Here is a 26,127-nt window from a genome sequence, read left to right as displayed (position 1 = left end):
CAAAGAATCATTATTTTATTTCACACTGTATTGTATGGAAAATCTCATGAATATGTCTAACTTTCACATAACAAAAAAACATGCCTTCATTAGGAAAGCACGTTTTGTGATATTCTTCACATTGTTTAGTTAAAAAATAAATGTTTACTTACCATGATGTAACATTAAATCACTAAGTTCTTCTTCAATGTGATTTAATTTCGCAACGCCTTCTTTCCATTTATGAATATAACGTGAAACCCCAACGAAAAACAAAACAATAATTGTGGAAAGAATAATACCATATACGATTGCTACAGTACTCATAGTTACACTTCCTTATAATTAGTAATGTGGTTATTAGTTATATTTTTATTATAAACCTTTTTCTTTTAAAATACTTCAATTTCAACTTTTTGTAACAAAATTGATTTTTCTAATATTTCGTTCGTAAAAATGGCATATTTTTCACAAATTATACAAAACTTCACCATATGTACTATTACCATATGAGTTATATTATTAAATAGAATAAAGGGGATGATATACTATGACGACTTGGTTTATTGTAATGTTAGTTGTATTTGGAGCATTTAAAATTATCGTTTCTAGCCTTCCTAACTCTGTTATTGAATCCATTATTAGTCGCTTTGAAACACATCCACAACTGGAAGAAGAGAATGTGACTGTTACAATGAACGGAAATAACTTAGTAGGCGAAAAGAAATCAAAAATTATTCATGATTTTAACGAAGGTTTATTTTTAGATCGCTATTATGCACCGCCACACAATGAGGGTACTCCTTTAATTATCAATGCAAAACGTGGTAAAAAAGATTTCACATTTTATATTTATAGTCATGAAGAGCATGTTGATGTTGTAAAACAATATAAAAAGAAGGTAGTTGCTTATAGTTTACGCTCTAAAAACCTTCAAAATAGTGATATGTTCGTGTCAGCTGACTTAGCTTAATACTCATATATTAGAAAAAGGAATCCACGAAATATGGATTCCTTTTTTCTCATTTACTGAAAAATAAGCTCTGTCTTCAAACTATCTTTCGGTAACAACCAGCCTTTTTTCTCTAAACTCGCCATTAATAATTCCCTTTGCTTTGTCGCAATACTTTCTTCATTTGTTTTAAATGACACTTCTATTACGAAGTCATCTTCTAATTTTCCGGTATTACTTAATGGCCAAATTTCAATATTTGCTTTTATGTTTTCAAACTCTCCTGTATATCGTTTCATTAATACAGGACCGTAAATACGGGAATTCTTTAACATTTCCTCTCCCCAATTTGTATACAACCATTTGTTCATTTTCCCTGGTAATTTTTCTATTAACATGTTTTGAGCAGCTTGTTCATTTGGTAAATCAAGTATCCCATATCCTTTAGCGCTGTAACTTTTCTTATTTGAAATGCTTAATGTTTTCTTCTCAAATCCCCAATCTATTTCCGCCTCATAACTATCCATATTACTATCGAATCCTTCTTTTTTAGCTACTTCTAGTGCATCTTGAATTACACCATTTGGAATAGGATATCTTTTTTTATATGTTAATTCAAAATCTTTACTAAATTCTTTCTTTCGAATTCTAGCAAACCAACCTTCCTCGCTTAAACTTTTATTCGCAGTATCTAAAAATTGCACTTGTATTCTTTCATATTTTGTACCAGCCTGGAAATGTTCTAGCACCTCTTGCTTCATCTCTTTGTTATCACCTAATACTTGTTCTGGCTTCAATAATAACTTTACTTCAAAACTAGGTTTCATTGGACTAGCTGCAAACCCTTCCTTAACGTTATAAAGGAAACAACAAAAGAAAATGCTGACGAATACAAATACTTTTTTCATATACCTATCCCCTTTACATTTCAAATGACTTCTATACGTTCCATTGCAAGTGAATATACATTTTCATATCCTGCTGTACTTAGCTTCTGTTGTAATCGATCCGTATCCTCTTTCAAAGCGTGCACTAACACCGTATGTTCTGGTAATAATGTATTTAACATCTCTTTAACGTCTCTTATACTTTGGTGAACTTTATACGGAACTCGCTTCACCCTACATGTACTCCTTACATGTTCTTTCATAACTTTTTCTGCAAAACTCCCTTTCGCAATATGCCCAGTAAAAATAACGGCATTCCGTTTTTCATTCCGAAGTTGTTCATAGTATAACTGTGCTCGTTTCGTTTGCATATTCGCATCACTCATTACAACTATTCCGTAACTATTTTGCATACTAATGTCATTATCCATAACTATTATGTTTCTTTTTAAACTCTCCATAATCCATTTAAGTTCTTCATTATTTTTTATCCAACCTTTATATATGAACATCTCTTCAAATCCAGCCAAAATTTCTTTATCTACTATAAGCGGAAATTCTTTATATCGTTCATATAAATACAATACTATATCTTGCGCCCTACCAAGTTGTGGCAGCGGTAATAATGCTATTCCTTCATTTTGCATAACTCGTTCAATTTCTGCACATAGGTCGTCTAATCTTTCATTTTGCGAAACATCATCTGTGTGATAAGCGGCATCTACAATTGCAACTTTTATATTGTGGCCCAATTTCTCAGGTAAATTAGCTCGTAGTATATTAGACTCTGCTGAATAATCGCCTGAATAAAATACGTATGTATTACACATATCAACTAAAAACCAAACAGCTCCTAATACATGCCCACTATACCCCCACTGAAACCGCAATGTAGGAGTAATTTGTAACCATTCATTTGGATTGCTAATCTCATCAATACATACATAATTTAAATCTTTTATATGTTGGTCGCTATAAGGTAAATTCCATCCTTGCATCACATTATAGTTTCTCCATTTTTCATAATATAACGGCAGTTGCTCCTTCGTATAACGAGTCGTCCAAATTTTTTTCTTATAGCCATACTTCGCTAATAAAGGTAAACCCATCGTATGATCTTCATGAATATGTGATAAAAATACCGCATCTAAAAATGGAACAGCTTCTCTCTCTATTTTTGGATAACCATTCTCATAAGATCGATTAATACCACAATCAAATACTATTTTCGTCTCTTTATTTTTTACAAAATAGCAAGAGCGACCGTACTCTCCTGCTCCTCCCCATACTTCTACCCTCATCATGCTACCCCTTTTCGCTTTTGCTCCATATGTTGCAGCAGTAATAAGCACATTGTTGTAAGTCCAACAGAAACAACGGCCATCGCCATGCCTATAGATACTTCACCCTGTTCAAATTGAGCAAAAATAAACGTTGCTGACGTTTCTACTGATGGAGGTAATACGAGAAGCGATGCTACTAACTCTCTTATCGAAATTGTAAATGTCATCGCCCATCCAGCAAGAATGCCTGGGATAATAAGAGGCAATATTATTTTTCTAAAAATATAAATATAATTTCCAGAAAAAACACTTCCTGCCTGCATGAGAGAATCATCAATTTGTCCGAGTGATGATTTTACATATTGCACCGTGTAAGGTAAAAACAGAACAACATACGTTACGATAACCATGATTGGTGTATTGTAAATTGACATAGGCATATATGGTGAATTCCAAAATAGAATAAGACCTACAACCATAACGATTCCTGGTACCATATTCGGTAACATACCGCACATATCAAGCCATTTTTCAGAGTTTTTTTTCCCCTTTCGAATCATAAGTGCCAAAAAGACTCCAATCATTACCGCAATAATCGCTGTTACTAGTGAAAAAAGAAAACTATTCCATAAAGCCTCTAATCCCGGAGATCCCATTGTAAACAATGCCTCATAATGGCTTGTTGTAAAGTTATTTACATGTAAACCGTCGCCTCTTAATTTTGACAAAGATGCAATAAGTATAGAAAAGTATGGAATTCCAATTGATACGATTAATAAACCAACTACATACATCCATGCTACAACGCGCGTAAATATAGACAAAGTATATCTTTTAGATTTCACACCTTTTCCACTAACCATTGCATATGAATACTTTCGATTCAATACATTTTGCATATACCAAATGAGCATACAAGCACTAAGTAATAAAGAAGATAATGCTGTTGCACTACTAAAATCAATAGGCCAACTCGAAATAAATTTATGGATTTCTGATGTTAACACGTGGAATCCTATTCTACGTCCGAATGTAGCCGGTGTTCCAAATTCAGCAATCGTCTTTACGAAAATGAGTAAAGCACCCATTACATAACTTGATACTAATAACGGCAATATTATTTTTCTTAAGCGATAGAAAAAACTTCCGCCATGAACTGCTGCAGCATCTTCTTTACTACTCCCAATCTGAAGTAACGTGTTTTTCAGCATGAAATAAAGGAATGGGAATAAATGCAGACTCATAATTAATACCATACCTCCTAAACTAAAAAACGATGATGAAACTGTCTTTAGCATCGGGAAAAATTGTTCAAAATAGCCGTTAGGTTGCATGAACAAAATCCAGCCCATCGATCCAATATACGGCGGTGTCATAAATGGAATCATAAAAACAATATCTAACTTACTATACTTTCCTACATCTGTTTTGCTCATAATAAATGCCAATGGAAATGCAAATATTGTAGCTCCTATTACAACGAGTACACCTAGAAGCATCGAATTTAGAAAAATTCCAGCTAATCCACCACTCTGCATCACTTCAAAAGGCTTTAAAAAATTCCAACTGCTATTTTCATATACACTAGAAAATAAAATAAGAAAAAGTGGAATGACGATTAACATCGCCACAAGTAATAACGCTACCGTCATTCCAAATTGTCTTACTGATACGAATCGATTTACCATGGAATCACCATCTTATTGAAATACTTTCTTAAATTGTTTTCCTATTTCATCTTGCTCTTTCTCAACTGTTTTCCAATCAATATTTAATACTGGAATCTCTTCTACATTTGGTCTATTTTCAGCTTTTATATCTGTTCTACCCGGCAATAAATACGCTTTAGAAACTTGTTTTTGTACATCATCGGATAACAAATAATCAATAAACTCTTTTGCACCTTCAACATTTTTACTATCCTTCATAATCCCCGCTGCACGTGGGCTAATAACTGTTCCGCTTTTTGGATATACGATATCAACAGGTTCACCCTTTGCTTTTGCGCTATACGTCATATAATCAACACCCGCAATGACCATATCTTTCGCACCTGTTACAACTGGGTCTAACGCTTCCTGGTTTGCTCCTGCTACTGTAACTTCATTTTTCTTAAGCTGCTCAAATAAATTCCATCCATCTTGTCCATTCTTTTTCACGTATCCTGTTACAAAGTCTAAAGCTGAACCTGAAAGTGCTGGATCTGGAAGATTCACTTTCCCTTTCCATTCTCCTTTCGTTATATCGCTCCAATCTTCAGGCGCCGTCTTCACATTTTTTGTATTGTACACAATCCCTAATGCTGAAGCACTATACCCGAAATAATGTCCTTTATCATCTGACCATTCAGAACGCAGCTTATCAGCTTGTTTCGCCTCTTTATAAGCTAACGTTTGACCTTCTTTCTTTAATCCTTCCATCGCTGGTAAGGAAGCGAGTACGACAACGTCAACGACTGGATTTTTCTTTTCAGCTTCCATTCTCGCTAAAATTTTACCAGTTGTCCCTTGAAACATTTCCACCTTTATACCAGTTTTCTTTTCAAAGTCTTTTTGAATTTTTTCTGCTAATCCTTTTGGCCCTGCACTATATACAACAATTTTCTTTTCATTCGTATTTTCACTTTTTGCATCTGCATTACCTGTCTTTGAACTACAACCTGTTACTACAGTAGAAAATAGTAAAGTACATACAAATAAAGACTTAAGCGAACTGAATTTCTTCATACGATTCTCCCCCTATATGATGAATACATTTTTTTGGCACATATAAAGATACTGGTTTCCCGATGCTTAGCTTACTATTGTGATAGGCTGTCCAGATGCCTAAAGTCCCCATATTTACTTTCACTTCATAACGTTCTCCTACATATATAACGTGCTGAATTTCACCTGTATACATTTCGCACACATCATTTTTTGTCCAACTCACATGCTCTGGACGAATCATTTTTTCACCCTCTACAAGCCAATTCGCCTTACCAACAAATTTGGCAACAAATTCATGAGACGGTTTCACATAAATATCTTCCGGTGTTCCTTTTTGTAATACTTCTCCTTGTTTCATGACAATAATTTGGTCTGACATTGACATTGCTTCTGTTTGATCGTGAGTGACATACAGTGCAGTTAAACCAATGGAATGAACGATATCCATAAGCTCTATTCTCATTTCTTCTCGCAAAATTGCATCGAGTGCACTTAGCGGTTCATCAAACAAAATAAAATGAGGTTTTGTTACAATTGCTCTAGCGAATGCGACACGTTGTTGCTGTCCACCAGAAAGTTCATGTGGATACCTTTTCTCCATACCTTGCAGGCGAACTCGCTTTATCGCATCCTCTACTTTTTCTCGTAAATGATTCGTTTGTTTTGTAGCCCTTAAACCAAATGCAACATTTTCAAAAACAGTCATGTGCGGCCATAAAGCAAAATCTTGAAATACCATACCGATATTCCGTTCATGAGGAGATGTCTTTATCTTTTTTGTAGCAGAATACATGCACTGCTCTCCAAAATATATTTCTCCCTTATCTGGGTCTTCAAGTCCTGCTATCATTCTAAGTAAAGTCGTTTTCCCACATCCTGAAGGTCCTAAAAGTGTAGTGAATTCCCCTTGTTTCATTACAATCTGCAATGGCTTTAACGCTTGTGTTTTTCCAAATGTTTTTTCTAATCCACTAATTATAATATCCATCGTTTCACCTCTCTCCCCTCATTCTTAACCTGCTTTCATTCTATATGGAAGATTTATACTGAATGTTAATGTACTGTAAAGATTAAATTAAAAAACTTCTAATAAACTATTTATTTCTATAGATTTTTTCTATAGTTAAAATAAAAAGGCGGCAATTCATAATGAATCTCTTAAAATTAGAAATTGTAGTACTTATTAAGAAATACAAAAAGCTTACAATCGTTGCAGAAAAACTTGGCGTTAAACAACCAACTATTACATTTCATATAAAAAGCTTAGAAGAAGAACTCGGTGTGTCTTTATTCGAATTACGTTCTGGAAGGTATTTCTTAACAGAGGCTGGTGAGGCTTTGCACCATTATGCTTGTAAAATAGATGCACTTATGAAAGAAGCTAGACGTGTCACGCAAGAGTTTAAAGATTTTCATAAAGGTGCTATAACAATCGGCGCTAGTTATGTACCAGCGACTTATCTTTTGCCAGAAGTCGTTCATCAATTTCAATGTGAATTTCCCAATATAAAAATAACACTACTAGTTAAAACAGCCCCTGAAATTCGAATGATGCTACAAAATCACGAAATCGATCTTGGGATAATTTCCGCTGCTCCATTTGATGAACCACTTTTAAAACAAACGAATATAATGCCCGATACACTTGTTCTTGCTTTTTCCAAAGAACATCATTTTTCAAAGAAAGACAATGTATCGTTACAAAATATCAAAAAGGAACGCATACTATTGCATCGTAATCCATCTACAACGAGAGACTTACTTACACAATGGACGTTAGCGCACAACATTACATTCCAATCAGAAATTGAATTAGACTCATTAGAAACGATGAAACAAATTTTAAAATATGGTAATGGAATTGCCTTGATTTCTAAACTGGCTATCGAACAAGAAATACAACGAAATGAGCTATGCTATATACCAATCCCTGAATTTGAATTTCAGCGTAATATTTATACGATTCATCATGAGGACAGATGGAATTCTAAAATCATTTCTTTTTTACTACAGAGCATCACTTCATTTGCAACAAAAAATTAAAAGGCTGTCGTTATGCACGACAGCCTTTTAAACTATAAATCTATTTATTTTTCTTTGCCTCAATTTTTGCTTGCGCCTCTTCAGCCTTATCTAATGCTTCTGATACTTTCTTCTCTTTTTCTTTCACTTCATCTATACTATCGACAGCTTTAATAATTTTATCGATTCCTTCTTCTTCTACCTTTCTACGCTTTGCCACTCTTTCATTTACTTTCTCTTCCACATCTTTTGCTTTTTGAAGCATATTCTCTGCATTTGATGTTACAGCTTTTTCAAGTGCATCGTCTTTTTTCATTTGTAACACTTCATTTGCAATGTCTTTCGCTTCTAAATACTTACCGTCTTTTAATGCTGTTGCTCCGTGATCCATTTTCTCGGCCATTTCTTTATATGATTTCGCTTCATTCCCGGACTTCTCTTTTTCTGCTTTTTCAAACCACATTGCTGCATCACTATATTTTTCATCTTTCAATGATTGCATACCTGTTTCAATATATGTGTCATAATTGCTACATCCAGCCATCACGACTAACAGAAAAAGCATAACAAAACTTAATTTTTTCATGCTGTTGTCTCCTTTTCTTTGCAAGCTCACTTTACTTTAACATACATGAAAAAGAGTTTCAAAAACTAAAATACTAATTTAGTCATTTTTATAATGATAAGTCAAATTTTTATTATTTTCTTATTTTTAAGCGGACACATCTACTTGTTTTTTCGCCATATGTTGCTTTACTCCAACTAATACAACTAACAATAAACCTCCGCCTATTGTCATCATAACAATGCTAGTTGGCAACATATCTAATAGTAGTCCATATACAATCATACCAAGTGGTGCGATTGCAGTCGCAATTGTTTCAAGTAGGCCAAACACACGCCCTAGGTAGCTCGGATCTGTCGTTTTTTGCATATGTACTTGCATTGGAATGTTTACAATCATAATTGCTATACCAGTTAACATCATAAAAGCAATATAGTAAATAAAACTTGCTACTTTTGGAATGATAACTAACAACGGAAAGACTGTACATAAACTTAAACCTGCAAACAAAAACAGTCCAGTATAAATAGAACGAAACGGATTATTCACTTCTTTACGTACTGATAACGCAATTGCACCAATTAACATCCCAACTGCTAACATTCCCTCTACAGTACCGAGTTGCTTTGAAGATAAATGCAATGTATGGACGATAATGTATGGAAGTGCAACTGTTAGACCACACGCAAAAAAGTTTACCCACAATGCTATTTTCATTAAACCATATATTTCACGTTGTCTTTTTACATATAAAAAACCTTCTTTTATACTCGTCAAGAAATGCTCTGTACTCTCAGCCACTTCTTTTTTATATAAATCAAATGCGATAAATAATTGCAAAATAACCGCTAAAAAGAACGTAATACTATTTAACAAAAAGAACGACTGAATTGAAAAGAAACCATATACAACTCCGCCAATAATCGGCCCTAAAATATTTGATAAAGAAGCCGCCGTTTGATTTAAAGCACTCGCTTTTTGAATACGTCCTTCATCTACTAAACTCGGAATAGACGAAGTTAATGCAACGGAATAAAAACTTGCACAAATTGATAATAATGCTGCTGAAATATAAATAAAAAGAAGTGATGGTCCAAATATAGTAGCAAGAATAAACATACTAAGCATCGTTAAACTACTTAATAAATCAGTACCAATGACAAGCCATTTTCGATTCACACGGTCTGCTACAGCACCAGCAATTGGGCCACAGATCATCCTTGGAATTGATCCGCAAACGAGCGTAATTGCAAACCCCATCCCTGAACCAGTAGTCTTTAATACATATAACCCCATTGCGAACGTATAAATACCTGAGCCTAATAAAGACGTCATTTTTCCAATCATCATTAAAATGATATTTCTAGTTGCAATCTTCATTCTTGAATCATGTTGTCCTATACTTATATCTCCCATTTTTGACTCTCTCCCCTTAAAAGTTAAATTGTGTTAAACTTATTATATAATCAACTTTCCAATTTTCACAACAAAAAGTTAAATACAATTAAACTTCTTAAATATAAAGGAGCAATAATATGGCGACTCTCGGTGAAAAAATTAAAGCATTACGAAAAGAAAAAAAGCTTACGCAAACAGCACTGGCAGGTTCGGAACTGACAAAAAGTATGCTTAGTCAAATTGAAAATGGAAAAGCTACACCTTCTATGAAAACATTACAATATATTGCTGAAAAACTTGAATGTGAAATGAGCTTTTTATTAGAAGAAGATGAAGGAGAAATTGTAGAACTCATTCAAAAAATGGAGCCATTAATAAAAGCAAATAAATGCGATGAAGTATACAAGACTTTACTACCTATCGTTCAAACAGAGCTACCTTCTACTTTAAATACAGCTCGCTTATATAAACAGTTCCTAACAGGAGCAGTTATTATGAACGATTATCATATTGAATATTACGTTGAAACTGCTGTTTCTATATTTGAAAAATATACTTTATATCGAGAAAGCACTGAAACGAAACTACTGTTTTACTATATGCTCTTCAAACGTAAAAAATATAAAGAATGTTTACAGATGATTGCTACAATTCGTGATGAATATAAAGCAAAGAATTTAGAAATGGATCTGATTACACATATACAACTATACTTAAAAGAAGCCATTATTTTACTCGCATACGGCAATTATGAAAAATGTGAAAAAGTCATTTTAGATGCACTTGCATTTTCAAAAAAGCATCAAGTGTATTATAAAACAGATGAATTTTACCGGATTTTATCTTACCAAAAAGTCATTACAGCTGATAAAGAACGATATTTATATTACATAAAAAAATCTGAGCAATTTGCCATTTTTACAGAAGATACTTTATCCGCTGCAAATATAGATATATTAAAAGCTTATTACTACAATACCGTTACAAATGAATATACAATTGCATTAGAACATTTAGAACAATTCCGAGAAAAACTAAAAGATGTACCGATTTTTCAAGACGATGGATTGTATTATCTTGAAAAAGGAAAATCTCTGTATGGTTTAAAACGTTACGAGGAAGCTTTGGAAACATTAAAACGTGCTAATATTCCAGATTATATGAGTCATCCACTTGATCAGTCATGGTTATTAACAACTGGATCATATCGTGCCCTGTGTCATATAGAACTTCAAGATAAACCAGCTGCTCTGAAAGAAGCAAAAGAAGCAGTTCAAACGATAGATGGTTATCCTGATTCCATCTTCACTTCATTTATTAAAGAAACATTACAAATAATACAAAAACTTTAAAAATGTCTCTAAATGGTATATTATTCCTCTTTTTTAGCAAAGATAATAATGATGGGAGGAATATAAATGAATATACAACGTGCAATAGAGCTTTCTATGTCAGCAGAACAAGCCAATGTCAATTTTCAAGGCATGCCTGTTATGATTCAACACGTCGATGAAAGCAATGAAACCGCCCGCATATATGAAGTAAAAAACCCAGGACGCGAATTAACTGTTCCAGTTAATAGCTTAGAGGAAATATAAGAAATGCCACTTCTCTTTTGAAGTGGCATTTTTCTTCTTTCAGATTACTTATTATAAATTTCTTCAACTCTTTATTTTACATGAGCTAAAAAAATAAGAATTTTCTACTTCTTTTCTTTTTGTGACCTGCTAAAATACAAACTATGGATTAATTATTCGTACTATACATTAAGGAGGAAAAATAATGGCATCTAATTTAGAAAAAAACCAGCCTTATTATGCAGTTATATTCACTTCTAATTTATCAAATAATACAACTGACTATAATACCGTTGCCGAAGAAATGGAGAAACTTGCAAAGCAACAACCTGGATTTTTAGGTGTAGAAAGTGCACGAGGTAATTCTGGACTCGGAATAACAATTTCTTATTGGGAATCACTTGATGCGATTGAAAATTGGAAGAAGAACACCTTACATAAAGAAGCGAAAAAAAGAGGTCGTGAGCAATGGTATGAAAACTTTCACCTGCGTATTTGTCTTGTTGAGAAAGAATTTAAGTTTCATAGAGGTACTTTATAACTATGAAGGAAAAATTAGCTCTCGTTATTGTTCATGAAATATATGGTGTGAACGACCATATGCATCACGTTATCCAGCACTTTACTTCATCTCATATAGATGTATTCTGTCCTAATCTTCTACACTTACAACATGCATTTCATTACAGTGATGAAGAAAAAGCATATGAACATTTTGTAAATCATATTGGATTTGATGATGGAAAAAAGCAAATTGAAGAATTCATTTCTCATCTTTCTAGTAGTTATACACATATTGGACTTATCGGCTTTAGTGTTGGAGCTACCATCTCATGGCTATGTAGTAACAATCCGAAAATAGATTTTATTATCGGATGTTACGGTTCTCGTATACGCGACTATGTTCACATAAAGCCTACATGCTCTACATTACTTATATTCCCTGAAAAAGAATCTAGTTTTTCAGTATCCTCTTTAATTCACACATTGCAGCAACAAAAGAATCCTTTATTAGAAATAAAACAACTACACGGTGAACATGGATTTCTAAATCCGTACACTGAAAAATATAACGGGCACTCTACAAAACAAGCATATAATGTAATAGATTCATTTCTTGTAAAAAACACTCTTATAAAGGAGATGTAAATGACACTTACATTACTCTTACTTATTTTCATATTCATTGCCTTTTTCTCAGTGCTAACTATTATTTTCGTAACCGTAAAAAAGGGGGAGTTTTCCAAACGTCCCTACTTACAATCTATTATCGTTTGCCTTTTATTTTTTACTAATTGGATCTTATATGTAACAACTTTTTATTCGTTACTTCCCGAGAAAATTAGTGAGTTCATATTCTTACCCATTTGGTTTTTCCTTTGTATTTTAGGTTTTATAACTTTCTGGCGCGAATGGGGAAATAATCGTGTATTCTCAATATGTATCTGTTTTCTTTCCTTGACTAGTTTTTTATTTGGATTATTGTTGTTAGTTCTTTCCGGGATGTAATAGAAGAAGGAAGAAAAGCCAACATTCAACTTTTCTTCCTTCTATGTTTACCTTTAGCTTTCACTGTCACTGATTCACAAGGTGTATAATATATTTGAGGTGTCGCCTTATCAACAAACATCATAAACGTAATGAAACTGATAATAAAGAAAATAAATAACGTTAACAAAATTGCTCCTATCGTTAAAAGTATCATAACACCACCCCTATATTTTTCATGTTATTACACTTTTCGCTATTATATGAGCGTAATCCTTTTTAGAAAAAGAAACGTAACAAAATAATCACAACCACTCCCGTTAATACTGTACCTAATAAACTACGAGTATATATCGCTACAAGAAATGTTGGAATTGCTGCGATAAGATAATCCCACTGCATCGTCTCATGCATAAATAAAACTTGTGCTAAAAGCGCTGCTAATATTGCAATTGGTATGTAATTTAACCATTTTAAACCCCAATCAGGAATTTGTAGTTTGCTGAATACGAGTAGAGGTAAAATACGTGGCACGAGTGTAACAGCTCCTGCTGCTAGTAAAAGTAATAATACATCTAATCTCATTTCCATTTTTCAATCACCACTCCAATCGTCGCAGCTAGTAATGTTGCGATAATAACTGCTATACTATCTGGCATAAATAGGTGTGAAACGTATGCGATAATAATCGCTACAATTGCAACACTTAAATGAATTGCTAGCTTTGGTTTACTACTTATGAGCTGAAGTACAAATAATCCGATAAACATCGCTGGTAATGCATAATCCATCCCGTATGTATGTGGATCTGGTATCCACTCACCAAATAGCCCGCCAATAATGGTAGCAAGAATCCAATTTAAATACGCTGTTACGTTAAGCCCAATCATCCATCTTTCACCTAAATATCCTTTTTGCGCTGCATGCTGCACTGCAACGCCGAAAGTTTCATCTGTAATTTGAGAACCGATAATGACGTTTTTTAATAGAGGTAGTTTCGTAAAGTACGGTGCGAGGGCAGCACTCATTAATAAATGGCGTAAATTAACAAAAAATACAGTAAAAATAATTGCGGAAGCAGGAGCACCGGCTGCATACATACCAGCTAATATAAATTGTGCAGAACCTGCATAAATTAAAGTGGACATAAATGCAATTTCAATGATAGAAAAACCTGCTGTTTTTGCAATTACACCAGCTGCTATACCGATGCTCAAGTAACCAAATACAGTTGGTAAACAATCTTTTACTCCTTGCTGAAATGTATCATCGCTCTGCAAAGCTACATGTGCCTGAGCTTTACTCATCCTTATCATCCTCCATTCCTTCTAAAGTTCGTTTTCCTGTTACGACATGAACTAAATCTATATTTTCACGCCATAACGTATCTAACTTATCAGCTCCAAATTCCTTCGTAATTTCTTCAACCATAATATCGTGCCGCACATACTCTGTAGCAACGAGAACTAGCGCTGGGTCATACGTTGTAACGGCCCATGAAGTGCTATCATTTGAGAAGTTCGCAATTAATACTTCCTCTCCATCACGAGCAATAACAGTTAAATGACCACCCATTCTCTTTTCAACAACGTGGGGCGTCATATAATTATGGTGAAATGTCGCTCCTATTTTTGTTTCTGGAGCTCCAAATAAGATTGAAAATATATGTACGCCTTCCTCTTCCTTTTGATGAATGTATGGCTCAATTTCATGCACTTGATCTTTCCATACAGAAATCCATAACTCTTTCTTTGCCCTATTAATTATATTGCATATCTCTTTTAAAACACGATCATTTGAGCGAATATGCGAAATTACATCAATCTGTCTTTCTTGTTCTAAACCATTTAATTTCTCATCTAAAAATTCAAAGGACTTTTCAAAGTCTTTTCGCATTCGATTCATTAATTCGGTAGCTGGTACTGGTACATATTTCACTGGTTCAGAAGGTACAATATGCACCGCTCCTTTATCCATTAACTTACCGAGTACCTCGTAAATCATAGAACGAGGTACTCCTGTTTGTTTACTCACTTCATAGCCTGTTACTGGGGAATGTTTTAACAATCCAATATACGCTTTACATTCATACTGGGAAAATCCTAACTTTTGTAATTCCTTTATAATTTCATCCATCGGTAACCCCTCACAATCTAAATCGCCCTTACTTCAAAACGACGATTTTGCTTTCCTTTACTTTTTACTTTATCAATAACAAGTGTTCCTATTTCACTCGTATTTTTCACATGTGTGCCTCCACAAGCTTGTTCGTCTAAATTTTCAATTGTAACAATGCGGATTTCTTGGATAGTAGTTGGCAGGAGATTTATTGCTGTTTTAATCATTCCTACAGCATTTTCTGCTTCTTCGCGGCTCATATAACGAGTGGAAATTTCTTTATTTTGCTTAATAAGTTTATTCACTTCCTCAACAATTTCTTCTACTTCCACGCTCGATAACTCTTGTAACTCATTAAAATCGATACGTGCTTTATCAGGATAAATTTGATTTCCAGTGCATAGAGCTCCATACTTTTCATAAACAACAGCTCCGATAAGATGCAGTAAAGAGTGATGACGCATTAAATTATGACGTCTTTCCCAATTTATCTCTAATTTAACTGGACCTAACTTTACTTGTGCTTCGTCTTTTATATAGTGAACTATTTCTCCTTGCTCCTTCTTTACTTTTTCAACTTCAAATACAGACCCATCTTGTACAATGACACCCGTATCACATTCCTGTCCTCCACCAGTTGGATAAAAAATTGTTTCTTTTACAAATACTTTATTCCCTTCCACTCTTATCACTTCTGTTTCGCAACTCGTTTTGTATGCATCTTCTAAATATAATGCCGTTGCCATACTCTCACCTCTTTAGTAGTTATAGTTATACCTACTAATATAAAAAAGAAGCTCCATAAAGTCAATTGATAATTCTGAAATTTAAAATTAATAAAAGACTCCTTTATTAGGAGTCCACTATCTCAATATTTCATTCGCTTCTTTTTCATAAATTTTATCAAATGACGTCATAACACGCTGTGATGCTTGAATCATCTTTTGATCTGTCATAAGATCGGCCATCTCTTTCGTCATATCTACATTTGAATTTTCTAGCATATGATTTTTTACTATTCCTGTTCCGTTCGGTAAATTAGCAATGTTTCCTTCTGCTAGTGTAAAGCTTTTATTTTCACGTTGTACGAGACGTGCATTCGTTTCTGCATCTACTGTTTTTGTTTGCAAACGAGCAATATTATTTTGTGTTACTTCATCATATAATGTACCGTCTGCTTGTACAGCAACCTTTGCTCCTTCTGGAATACGAATACGCTCATTATTCTCTCCCATTACGAAAGCACCAGATGACGTTTGTAAATAACGATCACTATTTAATGTGAAACTACCATCTCTCGTTAAAAACGTTTCATCATTTTTAGAAGTAACGAAAAATGATGTTGTGCCGGCCGCGCCGTCATCTAAAAAGAAATCTGTAGCGCTATTTGTCATTTGTATATTTCCTTGTACTAAATTCACATGCGTTGCAGCTGGTACTACAGCATAATCGACCGAACCGATATTTGTTACTGCCCCATCTCCGCGGCGATATGTGTCTTGTACATCAAATACTTTAGACGTCATATTTTCTGCTTTAAATCCTGTCGTTTGAGCATTTGCAACGTTATTCGAATGAACATTAATGCGCTGCATGTAATTCATCATGCCCATAGAACCTATATAAAGACCGTTCATATTCGTTTGAATAAGGCAAGCGCCTTATTCTTCACCTCTTTTCTACGATGTTTGTAACATTTGTTTTGCTAAATGTTCAGCTGTAGCGATATGTATATTTTTCTTTATGTCTTGGCCATCTGTCATTAATACAATAGGAGCTGATGATACTGCTGGAATTTTCAACAATTCGCCACTACTTGCTGTTTCATCAAATTTCGTAAACACAATACCATCTATATGAATATCTTTAAAGTTTGTAATAATTTCAATCATATCTTTACTTTTCATTGAAGCTGATAACGTTAAACAAATATAATCTGGTTCTACTTGTCCCATCGTTTCAATCATTTCTTCCACTGTTTCTGACGTACGATAATTTTTTCCGGCTGTATCAATTAAAATATAATCGACGCGTGCTTCTTCTTTAAAATACGTAAGCGCTCTTGTCATTGCAGCTTCATCACGCACAGCAATTACTTCAGATCCAATTGTCTTTACGTTATCTTGCAATTGCTGCACTGTCCCTATGCGCGAATGATCGGTCGTTATAAAACCAACTGTTTTTTTCTTACCGTGAAATTGCCATGCCATTTTCGCAAGTGTCGTCGTTTTACCAACGCCAGTTGGACCTATTAATGCAATTGTTTGTACTTCTTTTTCAAAGACGTTTTCCGTATTAAAATGAGATTTCATATCTTCCAATATGTACCTGATAACTTCTTCTTCCGTAATCATCGTTGCATTTTCAAACTTTATTTTTAACTTTTCAGCATATGCATGAATGAAATATTGTTCCACATCGTTTTGTTCTAGCATCCGAATTACTTTTTGAATAATAAACGGTACAGATTCTTGATTTTCTTTCTTTGGAACTACTTCTTCTTTCTTTACCGGAACGACTTGTTTCACAACTTTTTTCTTTTTCGTTTCTTCCGTTTCTTCCGTTTCCTTCATCGGTTTCACAACGACGATTCCTTTTTCAAACAGCTTTAATAGTTTCTCTTTTTTTCTTGCCCATTCTTCACTATTTCCTGTTTGCATCGCCGCGTATGACATAGAAGTCGTTACGTTTTCTAAATTGTGCAGTACTGATTGAATTCCATTCGCCTTCACAATTTGTTCTGAAGGATCATTCACAACATCCATTAATTGTTCATGAAATTGAGCTGTACCTTCATTCACTTCTTCCTGTTTTTCTTCTGGAAATGCAACTAACATTTCATAATCCTTTTTCCAAAAAAACGGTATATTTCGTTTTACACTTTCATCGACAACGTAATAATAATCTGTACCATATTGGTCAAATAACTTTCGATACAATTCATTTTTCGAAGCTGCTTTTATTCGCATTAACGCTTCTTTCTTTTCTGTACTTTCCATTACTTCACCCCCTACTATTCAATATAGGCAATTTGATCCACAACAATTTCTGGTGCTAATTCGCTAATACAAAGTACTTGTGCTTCCACTTGATAACGTTCTAGCAGTCTTACAATCGCAAATCTAAAATCTTTTCTACGTGTTAATAACACTGGTTCTCTTCCCATTAAACGTGCTTGCTTAAAGACGCGCTGCACTTGCTCAACGACACGTGTTTCTAAATCTAAATCCCAGTTTAATAAGTAACCTTGATATGAATTATTCACAACATCCGCATCTAACTCAATTGAATCAGAGAAGAGCGCTGCATATATTTTTCCGTCCGGATTTTTCGCATTTTCACAAATAACTTTTGAAATACATTCACGAACAAATGATGTCACACCGTCAACGTGGTTTTGATAAATTTCTTTGCCGTCAATAATACCTTCAATAATTGTTGGTAAATCACGAATAGAAATACCTTCTTTTAGAAGTTGTTTAATAACATTTTGAACGAGTGATAAATCAATTTCTTTCTTCTTAATCTCTTCTAATAGAACGCCATTATCATTTTCAAGCGAGTTAATTAAGTCTTTTACATGTTGGCGCTGAATTAATTCATGAAGATTACGTCTAACGACAACATCTAAATGTGTAATTAATATGCTAAGTGGCTCTAACACTTGATAGCCTTTCATTTGTGCATCTTGCACCATATGCTCTAAAATCCAATATCCATCTTCACCGAAAATTGGATCTTTCGCTGGCTCTGCATCTAAATCAGCCATTACGTTTGGTGTTTTCAATGCTAATAAATAACCTGATTTTAAAACACCTTCAGCCGCCTTCGCACCTTTAATTCGAATAATGTAACGTCCGCGTGGTCTAAAGCTCGTATTATCTTTAAAGTTGATTCCAGGAACATTAATACCAAGGTCAGTAATAATCGACTTCCTCATAAGAACAACTTTATCACGCGCTGTTTCCCCGTTAATTTTTTGCTTTACAAGTGCTGCTAAATCTAAACCGAGTTCTACTATAATTGGATATTTATCCGTAAATACTCCAAATGAATCTTCCACTTGTTGCAGTTGCTCATCTTCGCCTTGAATCATTTCTAATTCTTTTTGAAGCTCGTCTTCTTTTTCTTTCTTTATTCGATTTTTATTACGAATGCCTAAGAAGATAATCGTTCCACCAACGAGTGCGAATGGTAGAAACGGTAGCGGAGTAAAAATACCCATTGCGATAAATAAACCACCAAGTGCATATACAACGACTTCATGCGCTAATAACTCTTTAAAGATACCTTCTGTTACTGTATCAGGTGAGCCGTCAAATACACGCGTTACGATAATACCTGTTGAAATCGCAAGCATAAGCGATCCAATTTGGTTTACGATTCCGTCACCGACAGTTAACTGTGTATAATGAAGAGCCGCATCTGCAAAGCTCATGCCTTGCTGCATCATGCCGACAATTAAGCCAAAAATAATGTTTACGAATAAAATGACAATCCCGAAAATAACGTCCCCTTTAATGAACTTTCCGGCACCATCCATCGCCCCATAAAACTCTGTTTCCATATTTAATTTTTTTCGTTTTGCTTGTGCATCTTTTTCTGAAATAATACGCTGGTTTAAATCAGCATCGATAGACATTTGTTTCCCTGGTAAAGAATCAAGTGTAAAACGAGCTGCTACTTCAGCTGTACGAGACGCACCGTTTGCAACAATAAACTGGAATATGATTAATACTGTAAAAATAACGATACCAATTAATAAGTTTCCGCCAATTACGAACTGGCCGAACTCTTCAATAACATGACCTGCATTTCCATCTGTCAAAATCGCTCGCGTCGTCGAAACGTTAATCGATACGCGGAAAATCCCGATTAATAACAGCATCGTTGGAAATGACTTTAATTCATCCCACTCGTTAATACTTGTCGCTCGCATATAAATAAGCACTGACATACTTAGTAGAAAAACGATAATAATATCAAGTATAAATGGTGGAAGTGGAATTAAGAGCGCCACTACGAATGACGCTGCTAAAAAGATAGAAAAATAGGTTCTTGCAGACTCTATCTTAAACAAAGAGATCTCCTCCAAACGCGCTATTATACTTCAAGTTCGTTCGTCTGAATTAAATAGCGCATAACTTCAATTACAGCTACGTATAAATCTTCTGGAATCGTCTCATCTTCCTCGACTTGATAATATAAAGAACGAGCAAGCGGACGGTTTTCCACCATTGGTATTTCTTGTTCACGGGCAAGCGTTCGTATATATAACGCGAGCTCATCTTCCCCTTTTGCAACGACAATTGGTGCTGCATCAACGTTTTTATTGTAACGAAGTACGACCGAAATATGAGTCGGGTTGTTTACAATAAACGTTGCGCCATCCATCTTCTTCGCAATTGTTCCTTGCAAGATTGCATGCATAAAGTTTTTTCGTTTCCCTTTTACTTGCGGGTCCCCTTCATTATCTTTATGCTCTTGTTTCACTTCTTCTTTTTTCATCTTAATATCTTGCTCGTACTCCCATTTTTGATAAATGAAATCAATAATAGAAAGAACGATTAAAATAATTAAAATTGCTAAGAAAATAAATTTAATTTGCCTAATAATTTCAGTAAGTGACGCAGTCCAGTTAAATCCAATCATGCTCACGATTTTCTCTAAATTCTTTTTAAAAAGAACGTAAGCGACGTAACCGATTAATCCCATATAAAACAGTGATTTCAAAATATCTACTAAACTTTTACGACTAAACAGTCTCGTGAAATAGTTTTTCGGATTAATACGTGATGCTTTCGGTTTAATGACTTTAGAAGAAAATAGGAACCCGACTTGAATCATATAATTGAATAAATGAAAAGCGTATACGAGTATTAATATCGGAGCCGATACTTTCAGTAATAAAATCCCCATTAAATAAAAATACTCGGTTGAATCTGTATTTTTTCCAATTTGATCAAACAGCACCGCTACGGAATTCGCAATCTCATACCCTAGCCAATCTCCGAAGAAATAAACGACAACTGCTAATACGAGAATGGAAAATAAATTATTTAAATCTTTACTCCGGGCAATATTCCCTTCTTCACGCGATTTTTTACGCTTCTGCGGGGTGGCCTTTTCTGTTTTATTATCCTTTGCCATGCGCGTCCCCCTACTTCGTTAAGAAAAAGTTAAATAGTTTCGTATACTCTTCAAGTAATACATCCGTCATATTTTTAAACACATAACCGAGCATCGGTACACTCATCGCAATAAACAAAATACCGCACGTAATTTTAATTACGTATGCATTCATAAAAACGTTTAATTGCGGAGCGTTTTTTGCAATTAAAATTAGAACAAAGTTAATGATGAATAAACTTCCCATAAGCGGAAGAGCAATTTCAACCGCTGATGTGATCGCAAATAATAGCGTTGCGAGTAGACTATCTAAAAAACTAGTCGTCAGCAATTTTGAAATCGCCTCTGTATATTGAAACGACTTTAAAATCGTGGCAACGAAATAATTAATGCCGCCAAGTGAAATAAAAATAATGAGGAAGAACATATCAAAAAGTGTTGAAAGTAAAGTAGACTGTGATCCTGCATTCACATCAAACAAACTCGCCTGTGATAAACCGATATCAAAGTCTAAAATATGTCCAGCCATTTTCGGAATGTTCCACAGCATTTCTACAATTTTTGAAAGAGATAATCCAATGACAATTTGCGTCGCTGCATAAGCAGCTACATCCCAAACCGTCTTTATATGAGAAACATCAACTTGATCGGCAACTGTAATCGACAGACCGAGCCCAAATGTAACCTTCGCCATAGCTGGAATAGATCGTCCTGAGAAAAACGGTAAAAAATATAAAAATGAAGTAATGCGGCAAAACGCAAAAAACGTTGCCGCCCATAATTCCATATTCATTTCAGTTCACCTATCTTAGTACGAACGCAATAGCGATGGGATTTTATCAAATAAATCTAAAATAAGTGTCGTTAACTCTTGGAACATCCACGGACCTAAAATGATAATAACGAGGACAATACTCGCCATTTTCGGTAAAAACGTCAGCGTTTGCTCTTGAATTTGCATCATCGCCATAATAACAGCGATGATAATAACGACAATCATACTTACGCCGGCAACCGGCATTAAAATCATAACCCCTTTATAAAAAAAGGTTTGAAAAATATCTATAATTGGTGACGTATTCATTTATATGACTCCTATCACATAGCATCAAACGCTTCAGGCGACCGTTTTAAACATAATGTCGACGATTTTTGTATATCCACCTAAATATACGAAAACGAGTATTTTAAACGGTAAACTTAAAATCATCGGCGGTACCATCATCATCCCGAGGTACATTAAAAGTGTACTAATAATCAAATCTATAAATACAAACGCTAAATAAATGAACATCCCTGTTAGTAAACCTTTTTGAATTTGCGTTAACGTAAAGGATGGTACGAGCGTAAATAGTGAAAGATCTTTCAAATCTTTCGGCAACTCTTCTCCGCGTACTTTCAGCATCATTTTTAAATCATGCTTATACGTATGCTTTGACATATATTCTTTCATAATAGGAGCTGTCGTTTCCGCAGCTTGACTTACTGTTATTTTCTCTTTCGTCATCGGATCCCACACATCACTCTTCAGTTGCCCAAGTACAGGCTGCATCGTAAAGAGTGATAAAAATAATGCAAGTCCAACAAGCACTTGGTTTGGTGGTAAATTCATTACCCCAAGTCCTTGACGTGTAATCCCTAGAACGATCATAAAATAAGTAAAATGTGTAAATAATAGAACGATAGAAGAAGATAATGATAAAAGGGTAACGAGCGCAAATAGTTGTACACTTGAATTACTCGTAAACTCTTTTCCATTTTCGAAATTAATAAAACCGTTCGGGGCTGCATACGCTGGATTTACAAAAATAATTGAAAAAACGATAGAAAATACGAAAATAACGGCTAATAATGATAACTGTTTCTTTATTCTCATGATGGATCCTCTACTTTTTTCGTTTCACTCTTCACCGCGTCTTCTAGTGCTTGTTGAAACTGATTTCCTGTTCCGGTTAATTGCACAGACTGCACACCGTTATTACTAATAACAGTGAACACTTGCTTTCCGTCCACTTCAAATAAAAAGGCACTCGTTTGATGATTTAAATAAACGCCGTCTTTTACTTGTATATGGCCATTTTCACCCTGCTTAAAAAACTGCTGTTTGCGCGTCTTTTTCGTCATATAATATGCACCGTAGCCGAGCGCACCAAACAGTAAAACGACTTGAAATAAGGTCGTCATATACGACATATGACTCCTCCTCTACTCTTTATCTTGCATTTGACTTTGCGCTTTCATAAGCGCCGCTTGTTTCTTATCAGCTTCAATTTCAGAAATGATAATACCGAATTTCTCGTCCATTACGATTGCTTCACCGATGCCGACTTTCATATTACTTAAATACACATCTACTTTATGTCCTAAGTTTTTCTCTACTTCCAGAACATCGCCCACTTTTAACTGCTTTACATCACCAAGTGTAATAGATGACTTTCCAAGCTTTACACCAAGTTCAATCGAAATATCTGAGACAGTATCAATATGTGCTTTACCTGCTTCATTTCGCTTTCCTGCAAAATCTTCTAATCCCATTAATGACACAGGAGATACTTCATGCTTCATATGGATCCTCCTACTCTACAAAACTTTTAAATAGGAGCGCCTTACGCGTTCCATCTTTTCCAATAAAACAATTAAATTTATGCTTTCCATCTACATAACCAAGTAATTCATCCGAAACTTTCGTATGAAGCGGAATAATATCGCCTTCTTCAATTTGTTCAATTTCACTCATTGTCATTTTCTGCTCACCAATTGCAACGTGAACAGGTTTGTACACTTGATTTACTTTCACTTCCACTTCAGACGTATACTTTTTACGTTTATCTGAAGAATGTTCGACAATATTTTCAGACGTTAACTTATCCATAATTTCTTCAACAGATAAGAATGGAATTCCGATACGCACCGTCGTATTCCAAAAATCTGTTTTCATATTTACGTTAAGTAATGAAATGATATCGCTCGCTGTCGTAATCTTTAGTGCATTCGGATCTGTTTCCGTCGTTACAAATTTCGGTTCAATCGCAACAACACTTTCAAATGATTGCTCTAAATTTTTACAAAGAAGCAAGAATATATTATCAAGCGTTAAAAACTCAAACGCTGTTAACGGTCTGCGCATCGTAAAGTTACGCTTACTATCTCCGCCAAGCCAACATTCATGAATATAAATAACAAATGCTAAATCAATCTCAATAACAATTTCTCCAAGCTCTGGTAAACCGAGATCAATTACGCAATATAAATAATAATCTTTCGGCATTTTCTCCACATACTCACTCGTAAATGGAACTTGCTCAACTGTTGAAGGCTCTAGTTCAATTGGAATACGCATACGCGCTGATAACGTCTGTGACGTCTGTTTTCCAAACGTAGAAGCAATCGCTTGCAAACTACGTAAATGCTCAACACCGAACTTCTCTGGTCTATTAAAATCATACTCTTGAAATTTCTCTTGCTTTCCTGCTTCTTGTGCGAAAGCTGGCATTTCCTCGCCTTCATTTACCGCCTTCAGCAGGGCATCAATTTGCTCTTGGCTTAATTTTTCGCCACTCATGACAATCCCCTTCCCTACCTTTTCAATTCAACGATTTCAACGTACATCTTCCCATTCTTCGTCAAAATCTTTCCGGTTCCAATCTCTTCATTCTCAAGCATAAGACGCACCGTATTTTTCGTTGAATTTTCAAGACGATACAATGTACCTTTCGTAATATGAAGCAAATCTTCAATTTTCTTTTTCGTATTTCCGATTTCAAAATAAATTGTTAACGGAATATCATCTTGTAATTTCAAATCTAGCCAACTCCCATATCATGTTCACGAAAATTTCATGTTCTCTCTATATATGAAACTCCCTATTTTGAAACGTCGATATTTAATATTTTTTTAATATATCCTTGCGTTTCTTTAAATGGCGGTACGCCTCCGTACTTTCTCACATTCCCAGGGCCAGCATTATAAGAAGCAAGCGCCAATACTAAGTCGCCGTTATTTTTCTTTAAATAACCGCTTAACTCTTTCACGCCACCTTCAATACTTTCAACTGGTGAAAAGGGATTCTTCACACCCATCTCCTTCACATTCGCTGGCATAAGTTGCATAAGTCCCATCGCACCGGCATGTGACACCGTTTTCGGATTAAAATTAGACTCTACTTCAATCATTTTTTGAATTAACGTTTTTGGAATTCCATATGTACGACTTACTCGATCAATAATATCCTCATACTTCCCTTCATTGGAAGAACGTATTTTTTGAATATTATACTTCTTCGTTAATCCCCACGTATCAGCAGCCTCATTTTTCGTTTCTGGGAAACGTCGTTCAAACTCTTTTTGCGCAACTTGCACTTCATCTGCTTTCTTCGTTTCACCCTTTTCTTCGGGCTTACTCGCTTCATCTACTTTATTAATAGATTGTTCCGGCTTATTAACAACCGTTTCTATTTTCGTAGATTGTACCGGCTGACTCATATCTTCTACTTTTGCCGGTTGCGTAGTAGCCTTCGTCTCCTTCACAGGTTCACTCTGCAACTTTTCTTGAAAACGACTACTAACAAATGCTTGTGGACTACTTAGCTTTTGCTGAATTTGTCCTTTCTTATATGCAAGCACTTCTTTTACTATATTTCCAACTATCATAATATCACCTTTTCGGTAAACAAAGATAATCTAATATTAGAGTTTTTTTTTAAAGTTTGCAATAATCCTTTTGATAATATTGTAATAAAAAAATGAACAAATAGGAAATTATCATTTTTTTATATTCATTAATTACAATTATTCGTTGACACGATATATACCAAGGATTACAATTAATCTCGAAATTGATTTTTTTGCATATTTACGTTTAACAATTAACAGAAAAATCAATATAAAAAAATGGGGGTTTCTTAACATGAGAATTAATACAAACATTAACAGCATGCGTACGCAAGAGTACATGCGACAAAACCAAGACAAAATGAATACTGCGATGAATCGTTTATCTAGCGGTAAATCTATTAACAGTGC

34 protein-coding genes are annotated in these 26,127 nt (G+C 34.6%); 8 read left to right on the top strand and 26 right to left on the bottom strand.

The annotated features are described in order from the left end of the window. Positions 1-144 precede the first annotated feature (144 nt). Both CGQ22_RS15200 and CGQ22_RS15195 read right to left on the bottom strand, forming a co-directional pair. Entirely contained in the window at positions 145-306 is a 162-nt protein-coding gene (locus CGQ22_RS15200) for a hypothetical protein (RefSeq protein ID WP_000108701.1), read from the bottom strand. A 65-nt stretch (positions 307-371) separates the two neighbouring features. Further along, the gene (locus CGQ22_RS15195) at positions 372-488 is read right to left on the bottom strand and encodes a hypothetical protein (protein WP_002011946.1); all 117 of its coding nucleotides are present in this window, start codon (positions 486-488) and stop codon (positions 372-374) included. Positions 489-529: 41 nt separating this feature from the next. On the opposite strand from CGQ22_RS15195, the gene CGQ22_RS15190 reads away from it, so the two are divergent. Beyond that, positions 530-952, top strand: coding sequence for a YfmQ family protein (locus CGQ22_RS15190; protein WP_000214579.1), 423 nt, complete (start codon positions 530-532; stop codon positions 950-952). A 53-nt stretch (positions 953-1,005) separates the two neighbouring features. On the opposite strand, the gene CGQ22_RS15185 is transcribed toward CGQ22_RS15190, so the two are convergent. Genes CGQ22_RS15185 through CGQ22_RS15165 form a run of 5 tightly spaced genes read right to left on the bottom strand, consistent with a single transcriptional unit; the run spans position 1,006 to position 6,797 of the window. Further along, a complete protein-coding gene (locus CGQ22_RS15185) occupies positions 1,006-1,839 on the bottom strand; it encodes a hypothetical protein (RefSeq protein WP_089148921.1) in 834 nt (277 codons plus the stop codon). A 20-nt stretch (positions 1,840-1,859) separates the two neighbouring features. Further along, entirely contained in the window at positions 1,860-3,122 is a 1,263-nt protein-coding gene (locus tag CGQ22_RS15180) for an MBL fold metallo-hydrolase (RefSeq protein ID WP_033667064.1), read from the bottom strand. After that, complete coding sequence (locus CGQ22_RS15175; RefSeq protein ID WP_089148920.1) at positions 3,119-4,789, bottom strand: ABC transporter permease; 1,671 nt, start codon at positions 4,787-4,789, stop codon at positions 3,119-3,121. Before CGQ22_RS15175 ends, CGQ22_RS15180 begins: the two co-directional genes overlap by 4 nt. A 12-nt stretch (positions 4,790-4,801) precedes the next feature. Then, a complete protein-coding gene (locus tag CGQ22_RS15170) occupies positions 4,802-5,827 on the bottom strand; it encodes an ABC transporter substrate-binding protein (RefSeq protein WP_000714713.1) in 1,026 nt (341 codons plus the stop codon). Continuing rightward, the gene (locus CGQ22_RS15165) at positions 5,805-6,797 is read right to left on the bottom strand and encodes an ABC transporter ATP-binding protein (protein WP_000351365.1); all 993 of its coding nucleotides are present in this window, start codon (positions 6,795-6,797) and stop codon (positions 5,805-5,807) included. Before CGQ22_RS15165 ends, CGQ22_RS15170 begins: the two co-directional genes overlap by 23 nt. 161 nt (positions 6,798-6,958) lie before the next feature. Between CGQ22_RS15165 and CGQ22_RS15160 the strand changes: the two genes are divergently transcribed. After that, a complete protein-coding gene (locus tag CGQ22_RS15160; RefSeq protein WP_001050614.1) occupies positions 6,959-7,852 on the top strand; it encodes a LysR family transcriptional regulator in 894 nt (297 codons plus the stop codon). 40 nt (positions 7,853-7,892) lie between these two features. Here CGQ22_RS15160 and CGQ22_RS15155 read toward each other — a convergent pair whose 3' ends face one another. Both CGQ22_RS15155 and CGQ22_RS15150 read right to left on the bottom strand, forming a co-directional pair. Next, entirely contained in the window at positions 7,893-8,417 is a 525-nt protein-coding gene (locus CGQ22_RS15155) for a COG3014 family protein (protein WP_000736424.1), read from the bottom strand. Between the two features lie 126 nt (positions 8,418-8,543). Next, positions 8,544-9,812: an MFS transporter gene (locus CGQ22_RS15150; RefSeq protein ID WP_089148919.1), complete on the bottom strand. Its 1,269-nt coding sequence runs from the start codon at positions 9,810-9,812 to the stop codon at positions 8,544-8,546. Between the two features lie 119 nt (positions 9,813-9,931). On the opposite strand from CGQ22_RS15150, the gene CGQ22_RS15145 reads away from it, so the two are divergent. The 5 genes from CGQ22_RS15145 (at position 9,932) to CGQ22_RS15125 (ending at position 12,880) form a co-directional block, all read left to right on the top strand. After that, positions 9,932-11,146, top strand: a complete 1,215-nt coding sequence (locus CGQ22_RS15145) for a helix-turn-helix domain-containing protein (protein ID WP_089148918.1) — start codon at positions 9,932-9,934, stop codon at positions 11,144-11,146. A gap of 66 nt (positions 11,147-11,212) precedes the next feature. Continuing rightward, positions 11,213-11,392 (top strand): H-type small acid-soluble spore protein, encoded by a 180-nt coding sequence (locus tag CGQ22_RS15140; protein ID WP_001025731.1) that lies wholly within the window; start codon positions 11,213-11,215, stop codon positions 11,390-11,392. Positions 11,393-11,576: 184 nt separating this feature from the next. Beyond that, the gene (locus tag CGQ22_RS15135) at positions 11,577-11,912 is read left to right on the top strand and encodes an antibiotic biosynthesis monooxygenase family protein (RefSeq protein ID WP_000157887.1); all 336 of its coding nucleotides are present in this window, start codon (positions 11,577-11,579) and stop codon (positions 11,910-11,912) included. A gap of 2 nt (positions 11,913-11,914) precedes the next feature. After that, a complete protein-coding gene (locus tag CGQ22_RS15130; protein ID WP_089148917.1) occupies positions 11,915-12,520 on the top strand; it encodes a dienelactone hydrolase family protein in 606 nt (201 codons plus the stop codon). After that, positions 12,521-12,880: a hypothetical protein gene (locus CGQ22_RS15125; RefSeq protein ID WP_089148916.1), complete on the top strand. Its 360-nt coding sequence runs from the start codon at positions 12,521-12,523 to the stop codon at positions 12,878-12,880. Between the two features lie 25 nt (positions 12,881-12,905). Here the strand turns inward: CGQ22_RS15125 and CGQ22_RS15120 are convergent, their stop codons facing one another. The 17 genes from CGQ22_RS15120 to CGQ22_RS15040 form a co-directional block, all read right to left on the bottom strand. After that, positions 12,906-13,076 carry a DUF3951 domain-containing protein gene (locus CGQ22_RS15120; protein ID WP_089148915.1) on the bottom strand — a complete coding sequence of 57 codons (171 nt, stop codon included), beginning with the start codon at positions 13,074-13,076 and terminating at the stop codon, positions 12,906-12,908. Between the two features lie 62 nt (positions 13,077-13,138). Then, positions 13,139-13,450 (bottom strand): AzlD domain-containing protein, encoded by a 312-nt coding sequence (locus tag CGQ22_RS15115; protein ID WP_000425944.1) that lies wholly within the window; start codon positions 13,448-13,450, stop codon positions 13,139-13,141. Continuing rightward, complete coding sequence (locus CGQ22_RS15110) at positions 13,441-14,166, bottom strand: AzlC family ABC transporter permease (protein WP_000030489.1); 726 nt, start codon at positions 14,164-14,166, stop codon at positions 13,441-13,443. Before CGQ22_RS15110 ends, CGQ22_RS15115 begins: the two co-directional genes overlap by 10 nt. After that, a complete protein-coding gene (locus CGQ22_RS15105) occupies positions 14,159-14,995 on the bottom strand; it encodes a TrmB family transcriptional regulator (protein ID WP_089148914.1) in 837 nt (278 codons plus the stop codon). Before CGQ22_RS15105 ends, CGQ22_RS15110 begins: the two co-directional genes overlap by 8 nt. 17 nt (positions 14,996-15,012) lie before the next feature. Beyond that, positions 15,013-15,723, bottom strand: a complete 711-nt coding sequence (locus tag CGQ22_RS15100) for an alanyl-tRNA editing protein (protein ID WP_000179557.1) — start codon at positions 15,721-15,723, stop codon at positions 15,013-15,015. A 117-nt stretch (positions 15,724-15,840) separates the two neighbouring features. Then, positions 15,841-16,614 carry a flagellar basal-body rod protein FlgG gene (locus CGQ22_RS15095; protein ID WP_001013934.1) on the bottom strand — a complete coding sequence of 258 codons (774 nt, stop codon included), beginning with the start codon at positions 16,612-16,614 and terminating at the stop codon, positions 15,841-15,843. A gap of 42 nt (positions 16,615-16,656) precedes the next feature. Continuing rightward, positions 16,657-17,976, bottom strand: a complete 1,320-nt coding sequence (gene flhF, locus CGQ22_RS15090; protein WP_089148913.1) for a flagellar biosynthesis GTPase FlhF — start codon at positions 17,974-17,976, stop codon at positions 16,657-16,659. A 14-nt stretch (positions 17,977-17,990) separates the two neighbouring features. Beyond that, positions 17,991-20,057, bottom strand: a complete 2,067-nt coding sequence (gene flhA, locus CGQ22_RS15085) for a flagellar biosynthesis protein FlhA (protein WP_000472586.1) — start codon at positions 20,055-20,057, stop codon at positions 17,991-17,993. Positions 20,058-20,080: 23 nt separating this feature from the next. Continuing rightward, complete coding sequence (flhB, locus tag CGQ22_RS15080) at positions 20,081-21,127, bottom strand: flagellar type III secretion system protein FlhB (protein ID WP_089148912.1); 1,047 nt, start codon at positions 21,125-21,127, stop codon at positions 20,081-20,083. Between the two features lie 10 nt (positions 21,128-21,137). Further along, complete coding sequence (locus CGQ22_RS15075) at positions 21,138-21,899, bottom strand: flagellar biosynthetic protein FliR (RefSeq protein WP_001055706.1); 762 nt, start codon at positions 21,897-21,899, stop codon at positions 21,138-21,140. A 15-nt stretch (positions 21,900-21,914) separates the two neighbouring features. Next, the gene (locus tag CGQ22_RS15070) at positions 21,915-22,190 is read right to left on the bottom strand and encodes a flagellar biosynthetic protein FliQ (protein ID WP_001098085.1); all 276 of its coding nucleotides are present in this window, start codon (positions 22,188-22,190) and stop codon (positions 21,915-21,917) included. 33 nt (positions 22,191-22,223) lie between these two features. Continuing rightward, a complete protein-coding gene (locus CGQ22_RS15065; protein ID WP_001220582.1) occupies positions 22,224-22,982 on the bottom strand; it encodes a flagellar type III secretion system pore protein FliP in 759 nt (252 codons plus the stop codon). Further along, positions 22,979-23,299 (bottom strand): hypothetical protein, encoded by a 321-nt coding sequence (locus CGQ22_RS15060; RefSeq protein ID WP_000121176.1) that lies wholly within the window; start codon positions 23,297-23,299, stop codon positions 22,979-22,981. Before CGQ22_RS15060 ends, CGQ22_RS15065 begins: the two co-directional genes overlap by 4 nt. 12 nt (positions 23,300-23,311) lie before the next feature. After that, the gene (gene fliN / locus CGQ22_RS15055; protein ID WP_000680010.1) at positions 23,312-23,671 is read right to left on the bottom strand and encodes a flagellar motor switch protein FliN; all 360 of its coding nucleotides are present in this window, start codon (positions 23,669-23,671) and stop codon (positions 23,312-23,314) included. Positions 23,672-23,681: 10 nt separating this feature from the next. Then, complete coding sequence (gene fliM / locus CGQ22_RS15050; protein WP_000012360.1) at positions 23,682-24,668, bottom strand: flagellar motor switch protein FliM; 987 nt, start codon at positions 24,666-24,668, stop codon at positions 23,682-23,684. 14 nt (positions 24,669-24,682) lie between these two features. After that, positions 24,683-24,907 carry a flagellar motor switch protein FliN gene (locus tag CGQ22_RS15045; RefSeq protein ID WP_000775712.1) on the bottom strand — a complete coding sequence of 75 codons (225 nt, stop codon included), beginning with the start codon at positions 24,905-24,907 and terminating at the stop codon, positions 24,683-24,685. Between the two features lie 62 nt (positions 24,908-24,969). Further along, entirely contained in the window at positions 24,970-25,755 is a 786-nt protein-coding gene (locus CGQ22_RS15040; protein WP_089148911.1) for a lytic transglycosylase domain-containing protein, read from the bottom strand. A gap of 256 nt (positions 25,756-26,011) precedes the next feature. Between CGQ22_RS15040 and CGQ22_RS31455 the strand changes: the two genes are divergently transcribed. Next, positions 26,012-26,127 (top strand): flagellin N-terminal helical domain-containing protein (locus CGQ22_RS31455; protein ID WP_002179092.1); only part of this gene is annotated, 116 nt, incomplete at its 3' end.

This window comes from Bacillus sp. M13(2017), assembly GCF_002218325.1.
Taxonomy (GTDB): domain Bacteria; phylum Bacillota; class Bacilli; order Bacillales; family Bacillaceae_G; genus Bacillus_A; species Bacillus_A thuringiensis_K.
Note: the sequence above shows the minus strand (reverse complement) of the source record. Positions and strands in the feature narration are given on the sequence as shown.